This window comes from Bradyrhizobium sp. sGM-13 (genome assembly GCF_018398875.1).
Classification (GTDB): Bacteria; Pseudomonadota; Alphaproteobacteria; order Rhizobiales; family Xanthobacteraceae; genus Bradyrhizobium.
In genome coordinates this window covers 26,650-40,682 of sequence record NZ_JAGWDK010000007.1, presented here as the reverse complement: position 1 = coordinate 40,682, position 14,033 = coordinate 26,650, and the positions used below count along the sequence as shown (strand labels likewise).

The following is a 14,033-nucleotide window of genomic DNA, read 5'->3' as shown; positions in this document are numbered from 1 at the left end:
GGAGCCGCCGCCGTCAAGGCGTCATTTACTGGCGGTGCCGATCCATTTTTTCGCAGCTTCCTGGGCCTTGGCGCGATCTTCGGGACTGATCTCGGAGAACCTTTCGTCCAGCTCGGGGTCGCCCTTGCCGGCGGTCTTGGCGACAATGTGCCACTTGAAACCCTCGATCTTGTCCATCGGCGCGCCCTGTCCGGTGACCAGCACGCGGGCGAGCCGGTTCTGCGCGATCGGCGAGTTCTGCCGCGCCGCCTTGCGCAGCAGCGCGACCGCCGCGGCCTGGTTCTTCGGCGTGCCGGTGCCGTTGTAGAGCGCAATCGCATATTCGACCTCGGCGTCGACATTGTCGGCCAGCGATGCCGCCTGAAGCAGCCGCACCGCCTTGTCGATGTCCTTCGGCACGCCGGTGCCTTCCTTGTAGAAGGTAGCTAACGCGTATTGTGCTTCCGGACTGCCTGCGTCGGCTGCGACGCGCAGCAGTTCGGCAGCGCGCCGGACATCCTGCGGCAGCGTGTTGCCGTCGAGGTAGAGCAGCGCGAGGTTGTAGGCCGCCTTCGGGTTGCCGAGCTTGGCCGCGGAGGCCAGGAGCTTGACGGCCTGTTCCCGATTGGTCGGCCCGCCGCGGCCGGACAGCCGCATCATGGCGAGCGCGAACATGGCCTCGCGGTCGCCGGCATCGGCCGCACGCTGGTACCAATCGGCAGCCTTCCCATAGTCGCGCTTGATGCCGAGCCCGTTGGCGTAGAGCTCGCCCAGCATCGTCATCGCCTTTGGGTCGCCGTTATATTGCGCGCGCGTCGTCGCGAGATCGAACGCCGTCTTGTACATGCCGCGCTGATAGGCGCCGTAGACGAGATCGACGTTGGGATCCTCGAAGGCCGTCGTCGGCGAGGGGGCCGGCGTGGGCGTTGCCGCCGGTTTGGGCGCTGCCGCCGGCTTCGGCGGCGCGGCGGGGGGCTGCTTCGCAGCGGGCGGCGCTTTTGGCTTGGGCGGCGCTTCCTTTTTCGCCGGCGGCGGGCTGGCGGGCGGTTGCGCGGCAGGCGGCTGCGCGGCAGGCGGCGTCAGCGAGATCTGCGCGGAGGCGCCGGCCATCGTCATCACGAGGCCCGCAAGCAGCGATATGGGACGCAGGAGTTTCATTGTCCGGCGTTATCCGTGCCCGGCCTTATCCGTGCCGGACTTATCGGTACCAGCTTTGGTTTTTCCGAACGCGGCTTCGTACGCTTGCGCGATTGCCTGCGCGGCGTCGATCAGTGCCGCCTTGGCGCCGCGCGGGTCGGCCCAGATGAAATCGCCCACCAGCACGAAATCGGCGCCGGCAGCCGCAAATTCGAGAAGCTCCTCGCGCGAGGCGGCAAAGCCGACGCAGGGCGGCTCGAACAGTTCATCCCACCATTGCAGCCGCTCGGCAATCGCTTCAGTCGATGGTCGCTGGCCCTTGGCATCGGGCTCGCCGAACAGCACGTAGTCGGCGCCCGCTTCGCCCGCGGCCATCGAATCGTGCCGCGTGGCAAGGCCGCCGATGCCGGCGATGCGGTCCGGCTTCAGCGACGGCCAGGCATCTTCCAGCGCGGCGAGGCCGGTCAGATGCGCACCGTCGGCGCCGGCACGCGCCACCAGTTCGACATGGCCGTCGAGCAACAGCGCCGCGCCGCTATTCTGGATCGCGGGCGCAAGTGCTTTCACGCGCGCGATCATCGTGCGCTGGTCGGTCTGCTTCAGCCGCAGCAGCACCGCCGCGACGTCGGCCGCGGCCAACAGCTCCGGAAGCTGGTTTGCGAGCTGCGATGGATCGTCCACCTCGGGCGTCGCGAGATAGAGGCGCGGCGCCGGGCGCGGCGGAACGGGTTTGTTGGACAAGTCTAGGCGACCTTCTTTTCCTGGCCGGTGTCCCACTCGCCTTTGCTCGCCAGCGCGTTCATCCGCGCACGGTGTGTGAACGCGCGCTGGCCCGCGGCGACGTTCTCGGCCTTACCCGACCACGCCTTCTGCGGCGCCGCCTGCAGCGCCCGGCCATAGGAGAAGGTCAGCCGCCAGGGCAGGCCGCCGATCCGGTTCATGGCATTCAGATGCGCGGTCGCTTCCTCATCGGATTGTCCGCCGGAGAGGAAGGCGATGCCGGGCACGGCCGCGGGAACGCACGCCTTCAGGAGACGGACGGTTTTCTCCGCGACTTCCTCGACGGAAGCCTGCTTCGGACACTTCTTGCCCGAGATGGCCATGTTGGGCTTCAGCACCATGCCCTCGAGCTCGACACGCTGGACCCGCAATTCCTGGAATGTCTTGTTCAGCACACGCTGGGTCACATCGTAGCAGCGCTCGATATCGTGATCGCCGTCCATCAACACTTCCGGTTCGACGATCGGCACGATCTGCGCCGCCTGGCACAGCGCGGCGTAGCGCGCCAGCGCATGCGCGTTGACGTGGATCGCCGTCTGTGTGGGAATGCCGCTGCCGATATCGATCACTGCACGCCACTTGGCGAAGCGCGCGCCGCGCTCGTAGTATTTTTTCAGGCGCTCGGCGAGCTTGTCGAGGCCGACGGTCACCAGTTCGCCCGGACATTGCGGCAGCGCTTGCGTTCCTTCATCGACCTTGATGCCGGGGATGGCGCCGGACTGCTCGATCAGCTTGACCAGCGGTGTGCCGTCCTTGGCGTTCTGCCAGATAGTTTCGTCGTAGAGGATGACGCCCGAGACGTACTTGCTCATCGCCTCGGTGGAGCGGAACAGCATTTCACGGTAGTCGCGGCGATTCTCCTCCGTGGATTCGACCTTGATGGCGTCAAAACGCTTCTTGATCGTGCCCGAGGATTCGTCGGCAGCGAGAATGCCCTTGCCTGGGGTGACCATGGCGAGGGCAACCTTGTTGAGGTCAGCAAGATTCATGGGAACGTTCTCCGAAAACATCATGCCCTTGCGCACCAAAATAGGCGGTTCTCGGGCAATTGCCTAGAAAACGTTCGTCGCACCCTGGGTGTTTGCAAGGCGCGGGGGGCCGCTCAGGCGATCTTGTCAGGCGACCTTGGGGTCCAGCTCACCCTTGCCGTACCGCTTGGCCATTTCGGCCGTCGTCAGCACCTTCTTGATCTTGCTGGCTTGCCCTGCGGTATTGAATTCCTGCAGCCGCTGCTTGCACAGCTTGGCCATCGCTTCCATCGCGGGCTTGAGGTATTTGCGCGGGTCGAACTCTTCCGGATTGTCCTTGAAGACTTTGCGGATCTGCCCGGTCATCGCCATGCGGTTGTCGGTATCGATGTTGATCTTGCGCACGCCGTTCTTGATGCCGCGCTGAATCTCCGAAACCGGCACACCCCAGGTTGGCTTCATCTTGCCGCCATTGGCATTGATGATTTCCTGCAGGTCCTGCGGCACCGAGGACGAGCCGTGCATCACCAGATGCGTGTTCGGCAGCTTGCGATGGATTTCCTCGATCACGTTCATGGCGAGGATGTCGCCGTCCGGCTTGCGGGTGAACTTGTAGGCGCCGTGCGAGGTGCCCATCGCGATCGCCAGCGCGTCGACCTTGGTCTCCTTGACGAACTTCACGGCCTCGTCGGGGTTGGTGAGCAACTGGTCGTGCGACAGCTTGCCCTCGGCGCCGTGGCCGTCTTCCTTGTCGCCCATGCCGGTCTCCAGCGAACCGAGCACGCCGAGCTCGCCTTCCACCGAGATGCCGCCGAGATGGGCCATGTCGGTGACTGTCTTGGTCACGCCGACATTGTAGTCCCAATCGCCCGGGGTCTTGCCGTCGGCCTTGAGCGAGCCGTCCATCATGACCGAGGTGAAGCCGGCCTGGATCGCGGTCATGCAGGTCGCGGGCTCGTTACCGTGGTCGAGATGCACGCAGACCGGGATCTGCGGATAGATTTCGGTGACGGCGTCCATCATGTGCTTGAGCATCACGTCGTTGGCGTAGGCGCGCGCGCCGCGCGAGGCCTGGATAATGACGGGCGCGTCGACCGAGGAGGCTGCCTCCATGATGGCGAGGGCCTGCTCCATGTTGTTGATGTTGAACGCCGGCACCCCGTAATCGTGCTCTGCCGCATGATCGAGCAGTTGACGCAAGGTAATGCGAGCCATTCAAATTCTCCTGTATTTGCCGCGCCTTGGGCGCTTCATTGGGTCCCGGTCTAACGCAGTTTGAGAACTTCGACGCCGGGAAGCGGTTTGCCTTCCATCCATTCGAGAAACGCGCCGCCTGCCGTCGATACGTAGGAAAAATCATCGGCCACGCCGGCCTGATTCAGCGCCGCGACCGTGTCGCCGCCGCCGGCAACCGAGATCAGCTTCTTCGCCTTGGTGCGCTCCACTGCGTGCTTGGCCGCAACCACCGTGCCGCGGTCGAACGGCGTCATCTCGAATGCGCCGAGCGGGCCGTTCCAGACCAGCGTCGCGGCGTCGTCGATCGCGGCGTGAATCCGCGCGATCGATTGCGGCCCGACATCGAGGATCATGCCGTCGGCAGGAATGGCGTCGAGGCCATAGGCGTGCGAGGGCGAGTTGGCGGCGAAGTGATAGGCGACCACGGCATCGACGGGGAGGATGATGGCGCAGTTCGCAGCGGTGGCTTTTTCCAGGATGCGCAGCGCGGTTGCGGCGAGGTCTTTTTCCGCCAGCGACTTGCCGACGCCGACGCCCTGCGCGTGCAGGAAGGTGTTGGCCATGCCGCCGCCGATCACCAGCGCATCGACCTTCTTCACCAGGTTTTCGAGCAGATCGATTTTGGTGGAGACTTTTGCGCCGCCGATAATCGCGATAACCGGCTTGGTCGGCGCTTCCAGCGCCTTGCCAAGCGCGTCGAGTTCGGCCTGCATGGTGCGGCCGGCATAGGCGGGCAGCTTGCGGCCAAGACCTTCGGTCGTAGCGTGCGCGCGGTGCGCCGCCGAAAAGGCGTCGTTGACCCAGATGTCCCCGAGCTTTGCCAGCTCGGCTACGAACGCCGGATCGTTTTTCTCTTCCTCTTTATGGAAACGGGTGTTTTCTAGGCAGAGGATATCGCCATCTTTCATCGCAGCCACGGCCTTGGCGGCAGCCTCGCCGATGCAGTCGTCGGCAAATGCAACCGGCTTCTTGATGACGTGGCTGAGCGCTGCCGCGACGGGCTTCAGCGAATCCTTGGCGTCGCGCCCCTTCGGGCGGCCGAAATGGGCGAGCAGGATGACCTTGCCGGCCTTGTCGGAAATTTCGGTGATGGTCGGCGCGACGCGCTCGAGCCTGGTCGCGTCGGTGACGCGGCCGTTCTCCATGGGCACGTTGAGGTCGACGCGCAGCAGCACGCGCTTGCCCTTCACATCGACGTCATCGAGGGTGCGGAAGTTTTTGGACATTGGCGCTCTCTTGTCCTGGGCGCACTGCGGCGCCAAGCGCCGCTGTGCAGAACCGGGACCTCTACGCTGGAGTGGGTCCCGGCTCTGCGTCGCGTCACTTCGTGCCGCGACGCGTCCGGGACACGAGACTTACAGCAGCTTCCCCATCGCCACGGCGGTGTCCGCCATGCGGTTGGAGAAACCCCATTCATTGTCGTACCAGGACATCACGCGCACCAGCGTTCCGTTCTGCACCTTGGTCTGGTCCTCGTGGAACGTCGACGAGTGGGGATCGTGGTTGAAGTCGATCGAGACATTCGGCGCCGTGGTGTAGCCAAGGATGCCCTTGAGCTGTTGCTCGGAGGCGCGCTTCATGGCCGCGTTGATTTCCTTGGCATCGGTTGCGCGCTTGGCGACGATCTTGAGATCGACCACCGAGACGTTCGGGGTCGGCACGCGGATCGCGACGCCGTCGAGCTTGCCCTTCAGTTCGGGGAGCACGAGGCCGATTGCCTTCGCCGCACCGGTCGAGGTCGGGATCATCGACATCGCCGCCGCACGGCCGCGATAGAGATCCTTGTGCAGGGTGTCGAGCGTCGGCTGGTCGCCGGTGTAAGCGTGGATCGTGGTCATGAAGCCGGTCTCGATGCCGACGGTGTCATTCAAGACCTTGGCGAGCGGCGCCAGGCAGTTGGTGGTGCAGGAGCCGTTGGAGACGACCAGGTGATCCTTGGTCAGGGTGTCGTGGTTGACGCCGTAGACGATGGTGGCGTCGGCGTTGTCGGCGGGCGCCGAGACCAGCACGCGCTTGGCGCCGGCGGCCAGATGCGCGGAAGCCTTGTCCTTGGCCGTGAAGATGCCGGTGCATTCCAGCGCAATGTCGACGCCCAGCGCCTTCCACGGCAGCTTCGACGGGTCGCGCTCGGCGGAAACCTTGATCTTGCCGTTGCCGAGGCTGATCGAGTCGCCGTCGACGGTCACGGTGCCGGGGAAGCGGCCATGCACGGAATCGAAGCGCAGCAGGTGGGCGTTCGTCTCGACCGGGCCGAGATCGTTGATGCCGACCACTTCGATATCCTTGCGGCCGGATTCTGCGATGGCGCGCAAGATATTGCGGCCGATGCGGCCAAATCCGTTGATCCCGATGCGGACTGCCATGCTGGTTTCTCCTCTGATAGCCGGTGCCCGCCCCGCGGAGACGTTCCACGGAGGTGCTGACGGCGGAACGCCCGGTTCGGCCGGGCGGGAACGGTCAATATGGGGGTCTAGGTAGTCCTTTTTCCCCCACAGCTCAACCGTCAGCGGAGCGCCGCCGATTTGAAGTTCCTGCTATGGTTGCTTCGAGCACCGTCAGGAACTTCAAATCGACAAGCGGCGCTCCCAAACGTATTCAATCGTCTAGTGCCCATCTATTTCCGAAGTTCGCATCGCACGGGCCGCAAAAAGCGTGCGAACTTCGGAAACGGGCACTAGACGCGCTTCAGGACAGCGTTAACCGCAGCCTCGGCGGTAATTCCGAAGTGCTTGAAAAGGTCCTTGGCGGGGGCGCTTGCACCGAAACCGTGCATGCCGATGAATTCACCATCCTGGCCGATCACGGCGTCCCAGCCCCAGCGTACCGCGGCCTCGATGGCGATCTTGATCGGCGCATCGCCGATAATGGCTGCCTTTCGGTCTGCCGGCTGCGCCAGCAGGAGCTCGAGCGAGGGCACGGAGACCACCCGCGACGGGATGCCACGCTCACTCAGTTGCTTTTGGGCTGCCACCGCGATCTCGACCTCGGAGCCCGAGGCGAACAGTGACACTTTTGCGTTGCCCTGCGCCGCGACCAGCTCATAGGCGCCATGCGCGCAAGGATTATCGTTCGGTGCGTTGGTGCGAAGCTGTGGCAGGTTCTGGCGGGTGAGCGCCAGTACCGTCGGGCCGTCGACACGGTTGAGCGCCAGTTCCCAGCATTCCGCGACCTCGACGGCGTCGCACGGGCGGAACACGCGCATGTTGGGAATGGCGCGAAGCGCCGCGAGATGCTCGACCGGCTGATGCGTCGGCCCGTCCTCGCCGAGCCCGATCGAATCATGGGTCATCACGTAGACGACGCCCGCGCCCATCAGCGCGGCGATCCGCATCGCAGGCCGTGCGTAGTCCGTGAACACCAGGAAGGTCGCGCCGTTCGGCGCGAAGCCGCCATGCAGGAAGATGCCGTTCATCGCCGCGGCCATGCCGTGCTCGCGGATCCCGTAATGGATGAAGCGGCCCTTCGGCGCCTTGGCCGAGAACGCCACTGCCGACTTCGCCTTGTTGTTGTTGGAGCCGGTGAGGTCGGCAGAGCCCGCCAAAAATTCCATCGGCATCGCGGCGGCGATCGCCTCGATCGCGGCTTCGGATGATTTCCGCGTTGCGACATTCAGCGGCGATTCCAATAGCGTCTTCTTGTGCGCCCGCAGCGCCTTCGACAGCGCGGCCGGCCGCTCGTGCCGCATCCGCCGCTCGAACTCGGCGCGCTTGCGCGGGCCGAGCTCGGCGAAAACGCTTTCCCATTCCTCGCGCGCGGCAGCGCCGCGGCTACCGGCCGCACGCCATGCCTTCAGCACATCGTCAGGCACCGAGAAGGCGTCGAGCGAAATGCCGAGTTTTTCCTTGGCGCCCTTGAGCTCGTCGGCGCCGAGCGCCTCGCCATGGGCCTTCGCCGTGCCGGCCCGCGTCGGCGCGCCATAACCGATCGTGGTCTTGCAGGAGATCAGCGACGGCTTGTTGGATTTTTGCGCGCGAGCGATCGCGGCGGCAATCGCCTTCGGGTCTTGGCCGTCGATCAGTTCGGCCGCCCAGCCCGCGGACTTGAAGCGCTTCACCTGGTCGACCGAATCGGCGAGCGAGGTCGGGCCGTCGATCGAGATGCCGTTGTTGTCATACAGTACGATCAGCTTGTTCAGCTTCCAGTGCCCGGCCATCGCGATCGCTTCCTGCGACACGCCTTCCATCAGGTCGCCGTCGGAAGCGAGCACGTAGGTGTGGTGGCTGACCACCTTTTTGCCGAACTCGGCGGCCAGCATCTTTTCCGCCAGCGCCATGCCGATCGAGGTAGCGATGCCCTGACCGAGCGGGCCGGTGGTGGTCTCGACGCCGCTGGTCTCGAAATTCTCCGGATGTCCCGGCGTCTTGGAGCCGAGCTGACGGAAATTCCGGATCTGATCGAGCGTCATGTCCTTGTTGCCGGTGAGGTACAGCAGCGCATAGAGCAGCATCGAGCCGTGTCCGGCCGACAGCACGAAGCGGTCGCGGTCCGGCCAGGTCGGTGCCGCCGCGTCGAATTTGAGGAACTGCGTGAACAGCACAGTCGCGATGTCGGCGGTGCCCATCGGCAGGCCGGGATGGCCGGATTTCGCCTTTTCGACGGCATCCATGGCAAGCCCGCGAATCGCATTGGCCATACGGGTATGATCGACCTGCGTCATGATGAAAATCCGCCTGAAATGAGGTGCTTGGTTAGGGGTATGTACCGGGCGAAGGCCGCAATACGGGCGTGTTTGAGGGAAAGTGCGGGCTGGATAGCACCTCAATCCCCGGGAGTCCAAGGCGTGGAAACGTCCTTGCCATGCGAAAAGTTGCTTAGCGGTGCATAGCTTCGCGCGGGCGTTGCGCTCGGCTCGCTTGCCACGTAAATTTCGTGCTCTAACCGCTTGCCGAACCGCGGATTTTGCTGCCGTGCGGCGGGCCTACCGCCAGGGTGCGCGCTGTCTCTTATGAGCGATCGTCACACCAACGGGGCTGGCAATGCCGAGCCGGTCCAAGTCGACATCGACGCCGCCACGCGGCGCCTGATGATGGCGCTCGATGCGCTCGAGGCTGCGGCCGAGCGGCGGCGCGACGCCGACCGCGACGAGAACGAGTTGGCGAGCCGGATTCAGGCGCTCGGCGCCGATCGCTCGCGGCTCGCCGACGAACTCGACGGCTCGCTGGTGAAGACGCGGCGGCTGGAGCGGACCAACCGCGAGATATCGGAAAAGCTGGATGCCGCAATCGGCACCATCCGTGCGGTGCTCGATGCCGACGCCGGGGAGAGTGAATGAGTCACATCAACGTCACCATCAACGGCCGGCAGTACCGCATGGCCTGCGAGGAAGGGCAGGAGGTGCGGCTGTTAAAGCTCGCCGAGAGCCTGGAATCGCGGGTCGGAGAGTTGCGCGGCAAGTTCGGCGAAATCGGCGATGCGCGCCTCACCGTGATGGCCGCGCTCACCGTGTGCGACGAGCTGCTGGATGCCAACGCGCGCATCCGCGCGCTGGAGGGCGAACTCGAAACACTGCGCAACGTCCGCACCGCCGCCGCCGATCGCGCCAAGGCCACCCAGGTCGCCGTCGCCAACGCGCTCAACGCCGCCGCCGACCGCATCGAAAAAACCACGCAGGTCATCAACCGCACCATCGGCAGCGGCGTCGCGATCGGGTGAATCTCGCGCGCGGCACTCCTTCGCCCCCTGGAGGGCGCTCCAGGGAAGGGTGAAGTGAAACGCAATCTAAAGGCGATCACAAGTGATTTCCTTACCGCTGGCGGATTGGCTCCGTAACGCTTACATTGTACTGGCGAGGCTGCGTCGTGCGTCAGGAGCCATATATCCCCGGGGCCTTATCGATCCTTTAGGGAACTGTCCCTGGCCGGGTCCGTGGATCCGGACATATGGTGCCCACCTACTTTCGTAGGGAACTCCGGGATCGAGTGCTTCAACGGCGTTCGCGGCCTCGCACTTTAATTTTTTGTTGCTTGCGACCTCGTCCTACCCGCGCACGTCCCGTCATACCCCGCGCATGCGGGGTATCCAGTACGCCGCGGCGTCTCGGTTGAATCACTGAAGTCTCTGGAATACTGGATCACCCGCCTTTCCGCCTTCGCTCGTTGAGCCTCGGCGGACAGGTCGCGGGTGATGACAGCGGAAAGATACTGCATGACGGCAACCTTGTCGAAAGCCGATCTCCGCGCCGCAGCTCTGGCGAAACGCGATGCGTTGAGCGACGAGCAGCGTGCGGCTGCGGCAGAGGCGATGGCGAAGCGCGGCCTGCCGTTCGAGGTCGAGCCAGGGCTCGTCGTGTCAGGATACTCGCCGATCCGCAGCGAGATCGATCCCGCGCCCTTGATGCGCAAGCTCGCCGAGCAGGGCGCAAAGCTCGCGCTGCCGGCGGTGCTGTCGCGCGGCAAATCGCTCGCGTTTCGCGCGTGGTCGCCCGACGATAGGCTGATGATGGGGCCGCTCGGCATTCTCGAACCGTCGCCGGCGGCGGCCGAACTCGTTCCCGATATCATGATGGTGCCGCTGGCTGCGTTCGATCGCGCCGGCCACCGCATCGGCTATGGCGCCGGACACTACGACTTCACGCTTGCCCACTTGCGCAAGGCGAAGGCCATTACGGCTGTCGGCACCGCCTTCTCCGTGCAGGAAATAAAGGCCGTTCCCGCGCTGCCGCACGACGTGGCGCTGGATTATGTGCTAACGGAAAAGAAAGTGTTCGATTTCCGGAGCTGAACTTTGCGTATTCTCTTCGTTGGTGATGTGGTCGGTCGCGCTGGGCGCGCCGCGGTCGCGGCATATCTGCCCGGCATGATCAGGGACTGGGCGCTCGACCTCGTCGTCGTCAATGGCGAGAATTCTGCCGGCGGGTTCGGCATCACCGAGGTGATCTATCAGGAATTGCTCGACGCCGGGGCGGATGCCATCACGCTCGGCAACCACGCCTGGGATCAGCGCGAGGCGCTGGTGTTCATCGAGCGCGCGCCGAAACTGGTCCGGCCCGCGAACTATCCGAAGGGCACGCCGGGCCGGGGAGCGGCGCTGGTCGATACCAAGAACGGCAAGCGCGCGCTCGTTATCAACGCGATCGGCCGCGTCTTCATGACGCCGTTCGACGATCCCTTCACGGTGCTCAATCAGGAGCTCGAGGCCTGTCCGCTGGGCGAAGCCGCGGATGCGATCGTGGTCGATTTCCATGCCGAGGCGACCAGCGAGAAACAAGGCATCGGCTATTTCTGCGATGGCCGCGCCAGCCTCGTCGTCGGCACGCATACCCATGTGCCGACTGCCGATCATCAGATCCTCGCCGGCGGCACCGCCTACATGACAGACGCCGGCATGACCGGCGATTATGATTCCATCATCGGCATGCAGAAGGAAGAGCCGCTGCGGCGCTTTACGACGGGTATTCCATCAACCCGTTTCGAACCGGCCGCAGGGGTGGCGACACTCAGCGGTGTTGCGGTCGAGACCGATGATTTAACCGGCCTCGCGCTGCGTGTTGCGCCGGTGCGCGCCGGTGGCCGGCTCGAGCCGGCCGTGCCGGCGTTTTGGGCGTGAGAGAATTCACACGCCGGAGAGTGTCGATGCCGAGATTACCACTCTCCGTTCCCCGGACGCAGCGCCGCACGCGGTGATGCGCTGCTGAGCCGGGGCCCAGAGATGATATGCGGAAACATGGGTCCCGGCTCTGCGGAACCGCGCTACGCGCTGCACCGCGTCAGGGACACGGACCTAGCTTCAATTGAACTGGATCACCTTGTCGAGCGTGATCGGCAGGTCGCGCACGCGTTTTCCCGTCGCATGATAGACCGCGTTGGCGATCGCCGCCGCCACGCCGACAATGCCGATCTCGCCGAGGCCCTTGATACCGAGCGGGTTGACGATCTCATCCGGCTCGTCGACGAAAATCACCTTGATGTCGTGCACGTCGGCATTCACGGGCATATGGTATTCGGCGATATTGGCGTTCATGACGCGTCCGAAGCGATGGTCGAACAGCGTTTCCTCGTGCAGCGCCATGCCGATTCCCCAGACCACGCCACCCATGACCTGGCTGTGGGCGGTCTTCGGGTTGAGAATGCGGCCGGCGGCGACGGCATTGACCACGCGGGTCACGCGGATCACGCCAAGCTGTTCGTCCACCTTGACCTCCGCAAAGATGGCCGAGTGGACATTGCGCGCGTGAGACTTGTCATCGGCAACCTTGTTGACCTCCTCGCGCGTGATGCGGTCGGCGTTGCCGGACTGCATCGCGCTGGCAATCGAGACCGCGCGGGTCGCATCCCGCCTGCTGACGATCTTGCCGTCGATCAGCGCGACGTCGTCCACGCCGGCGCCCGCCAGCGGCGAATCCTTCATGCCGATTGCAAGCTTCAGCAAGTCGCCGCGAACCCCGCGGGCGGTATTGGCGATCGCGTTGCACACCGAGGACGCGATCCACGAACCGCCTTCGAGTGGACATTGCGGCAGCGTGGAATCGCCGAGCTTGACGCTGATATTGTCGATCGGCAGGCCGAGCATGTCGGCCGCGACCTGCGCCATGATCGTGTAGGTGCCGGTGCCGATATCGGAGGCTGCGGTCGCCACTTCCGCATGGCCGTTCGCTGTCAGCACGATGCGCACCGTGGTGGGCATCTGCAGCGCCTCCCATACGCCTGACGCCATGCCCCAGCCGACCAGTTCGCTGCCCTCGCGCATCGAGCGCGGCTGCGGGTTGCGCTTGTCCCAGCCGAACTCCGCGGCGCCTTGCTGGTAGCATTCGCGCAGTTGCTTGCTGGTGTAAGGAATATCCTCGCCTTGATGACGCTCGGAATAGCATTGCAGTCGCAACTGCACCGGATCGGCGTCGAGCGCGATGGCGAGTTCATCCATTGCGCATTCCAGCGCATAGACGCCGGTCGCAGCGCCTGGCGCCCGCATATCGCAGGACGTCGGCAGATCGAGCTTCACGAGCTTGTGCTCAAATTTCGCGTTGGGACTTTTGTAAAGCAGATTGCCCCAGCCGGTATCGTTGCGCGCGAATTCCTCGAACTGCGAGGTCACGGCGATGGTTTCATGTTGCATGGATTCGAGCGTGCCGCCGCTGCTCGCGCCGAGCGCAAGCCGTTCGATGCTCGCCGGCCGATAGCCGAGCGCGTACATCTGCGCCCTCGTCAGCATGACGCGAACGGGGCGTTTGAGCGCGCGCGCTCCCAGCACCGCCAGCACGACCTGGTATTGCGGGCGCAGGCCCGCCCCGAAGCCGCCGCCCATATAGGGCGACATCACGCGCACCTCGTCTGGCTTCATCTTGAACACGCTGCAAAGATATTTTTGCACGTTCTGCACGCCTTGCGTCTTGTCGTAGACGGTGAGCCGACCGTCTTCCCAAATCGCGGTCGAGGCAAACAATTCCATCGGGTTGTGATGCTCGGTCGGAATGAAATATTCGGCCGCGTGACGCACGGCGGCGGACGCGAATGCCTTTTCGGCATCGCCGCGCGGCTTCTCCGGCGCGTCGATGGCAAACGCCCTGCTACGCTCTGCGTGCAAGTCAGTGACGTGCGGCTCCTTCTGGTACTCGACTTTTACCATTGAGGCGGCGACGCGCGCGGCTTCCCAATCTTCTGCCAGCACCAGCGCGACCGGCTGTCCGGTGAAGAGGATCCTGTCGTCGTAGAGCGGGCGATAGGGCGAACCTTTTTCCGGTGCGACTTCGTCCTTGTAGGCATCATCCTTGTCGGGCATCTGCGGCCGATTGCGATGGGTGAGCACATCGATCACGCCGGCAACTTCCAGGGCAGCGCTGGTGTCGATGCGCGCGATCCGGCCCTTAGGGATTGTCGACTCGACGACATAGCCGTGAACAAGGCCGGGGACGTTGAACTCGCCGGCATACTTGGCTTCGCCGGTGACCTTGGCTCTGCCGTCGACGCGGGATGTCGCTGATCCGATATAGGATGCCAT

Annotated in this window: 12 protein-coding genes and 1 other RNA gene; 5 read left to right on the top strand and 8 right to left on the bottom strand. The window is 64.4% G+C overall.

Going from position 1 to position 14,033, the window contains the following annotated elements; translation table 11 throughout:
* Window positions 1-21: 21 nt before the first annotated feature.
* The 7 genes from KJQ96_RS12420 to tkt form a co-directional block, all read right to left on the bottom strand.
* Window positions 22-1,137 carry a tetratricopeptide repeat protein gene (locus tag KJQ96_RS12420; protein ID WP_213286893.1) on the bottom strand — a complete coding sequence of 372 codons (1,116 nt, stop codon included), beginning with the start codon at window positions 1,135-1,137 and terminating at the stop codon, window positions 22-24.
* A 9-nt stretch (window positions 1,138-1,146) separates the two neighbouring features.
* Window positions 1,147-1,857, bottom strand: coding sequence for a thiamine phosphate synthase (locus KJQ96_RS12415; RefSeq protein WP_213286892.1), 711 nt, complete (start codon window positions 1,855-1,857; stop codon window positions 1,147-1,149).
* A gap of 2 nt (window positions 1,858-1,859) precedes the next feature.
* Window positions 1,860-2,885 carry a class I fructose-bisphosphate aldolase gene (locus KJQ96_RS12410; RefSeq protein WP_213286891.1) on the bottom strand — a complete coding sequence of 342 codons (1,026 nt, stop codon included), beginning with the start codon at window positions 2,883-2,885 and terminating at the stop codon, window positions 1,860-1,862.
* A 126-nt stretch (window positions 2,886-3,011) separates the two neighbouring features.
* Window positions 3,012-4,079 carry a class II fructose-bisphosphate aldolase gene (gene fba / locus KJQ96_RS12405; protein WP_213286890.1) on the bottom strand — a complete coding sequence of 356 codons (1,068 nt, stop codon included), beginning with the start codon at window positions 4,077-4,079 and terminating at the stop codon, window positions 3,012-3,014.
* 50 nt (window positions 4,080-4,129) lie between these two features.
* Window positions 4,130-5,326: a phosphoglycerate kinase gene (locus KJQ96_RS12400; protein WP_213286889.1), complete on the bottom strand. Its 1,197-nt coding sequence runs from the start codon at window positions 5,324-5,326 to the stop codon at window positions 4,130-4,132.
* 129 nt (window positions 5,327-5,455) lie between these two features.
* Complete coding sequence (gene gap / locus KJQ96_RS12395; RefSeq protein WP_213286888.1) at window positions 5,456-6,463, bottom strand: type I glyceraldehyde-3-phosphate dehydrogenase; 1,008 nt, start codon at window positions 6,461-6,463, stop codon at window positions 5,456-5,458.
* A gap of 311 nt (window positions 6,464-6,774) precedes the next feature.
* On the bottom strand, window positions 6,775-8,757 hold the full coding sequence (gene tkt / locus KJQ96_RS12390; protein WP_213286887.1) for a transketolase: 1,983 nt from the start codon (window positions 8,755-8,757) through the stop codon (window positions 6,775-6,777).
* A 288-nt stretch (window positions 8,758-9,045) separates the two neighbouring features.
* On the opposite strand from tkt, the gene KJQ96_RS12385 reads away from it, so the two are divergent.
* The 5 genes from KJQ96_RS12385 (at window position 9,046) to KJQ96_RS12365 (ending at window position 11,645) form a co-directional block, all read left to right on the top strand.
* The gene (locus KJQ96_RS12385) at window positions 9,046-9,372 is read left to right on the top strand and encodes a DUF4164 domain-containing protein (RefSeq protein ID WP_028349230.1); all 327 of its coding nucleotides are present in this window, start codon (window positions 9,046-9,048) and stop codon (window positions 9,370-9,372) included.
* A complete protein-coding gene (locus tag KJQ96_RS12380; protein ID WP_028349229.1) occupies window positions 9,369-9,752 on the top strand; it encodes a cell division protein ZapA in 384 nt (127 codons plus the stop codon). The genes KJQ96_RS12385 and KJQ96_RS12380 overlap by 4 nt, the downstream gene beginning before the upstream one ends.
* A gap of 133 nt (window positions 9,753-9,885) precedes the next feature.
* Window positions 9,886-10,046: non-coding RNA, 6S RNA (gene ssrS / locus KJQ96_RS12375), on the top strand.
* A 198-nt stretch (window positions 10,047-10,244) separates the two neighbouring features.
* The gene (locus KJQ96_RS12370; protein WP_213286886.1) at window positions 10,245-10,820 is read left to right on the top strand and encodes a 5-formyltetrahydrofolate cyclo-ligase; all 576 of its coding nucleotides are present in this window, start codon (window positions 10,245-10,247) and stop codon (window positions 10,818-10,820) included.
* Window positions 10,821-10,823: 3 nt separating this feature from the next.
* On the top strand, window positions 10,824-11,645 hold the full coding sequence (locus tag KJQ96_RS12365; protein WP_213286885.1) for a TIGR00282 family metallophosphoesterase: 822 nt from the start codon (window positions 10,824-10,826) through the stop codon (window positions 11,643-11,645).
* 180 nt (window positions 11,646-11,825) lie between these two features.
* On the opposite strand, the gene KJQ96_RS12360 is transcribed toward KJQ96_RS12365, so the two are convergent.
* Entirely contained in the window at window positions 11,826-14,033 is a 2,208-nt protein-coding gene (locus tag KJQ96_RS12360) for a xanthine dehydrogenase family protein molybdopterin-binding subunit (protein WP_213286884.1), read from the bottom strand.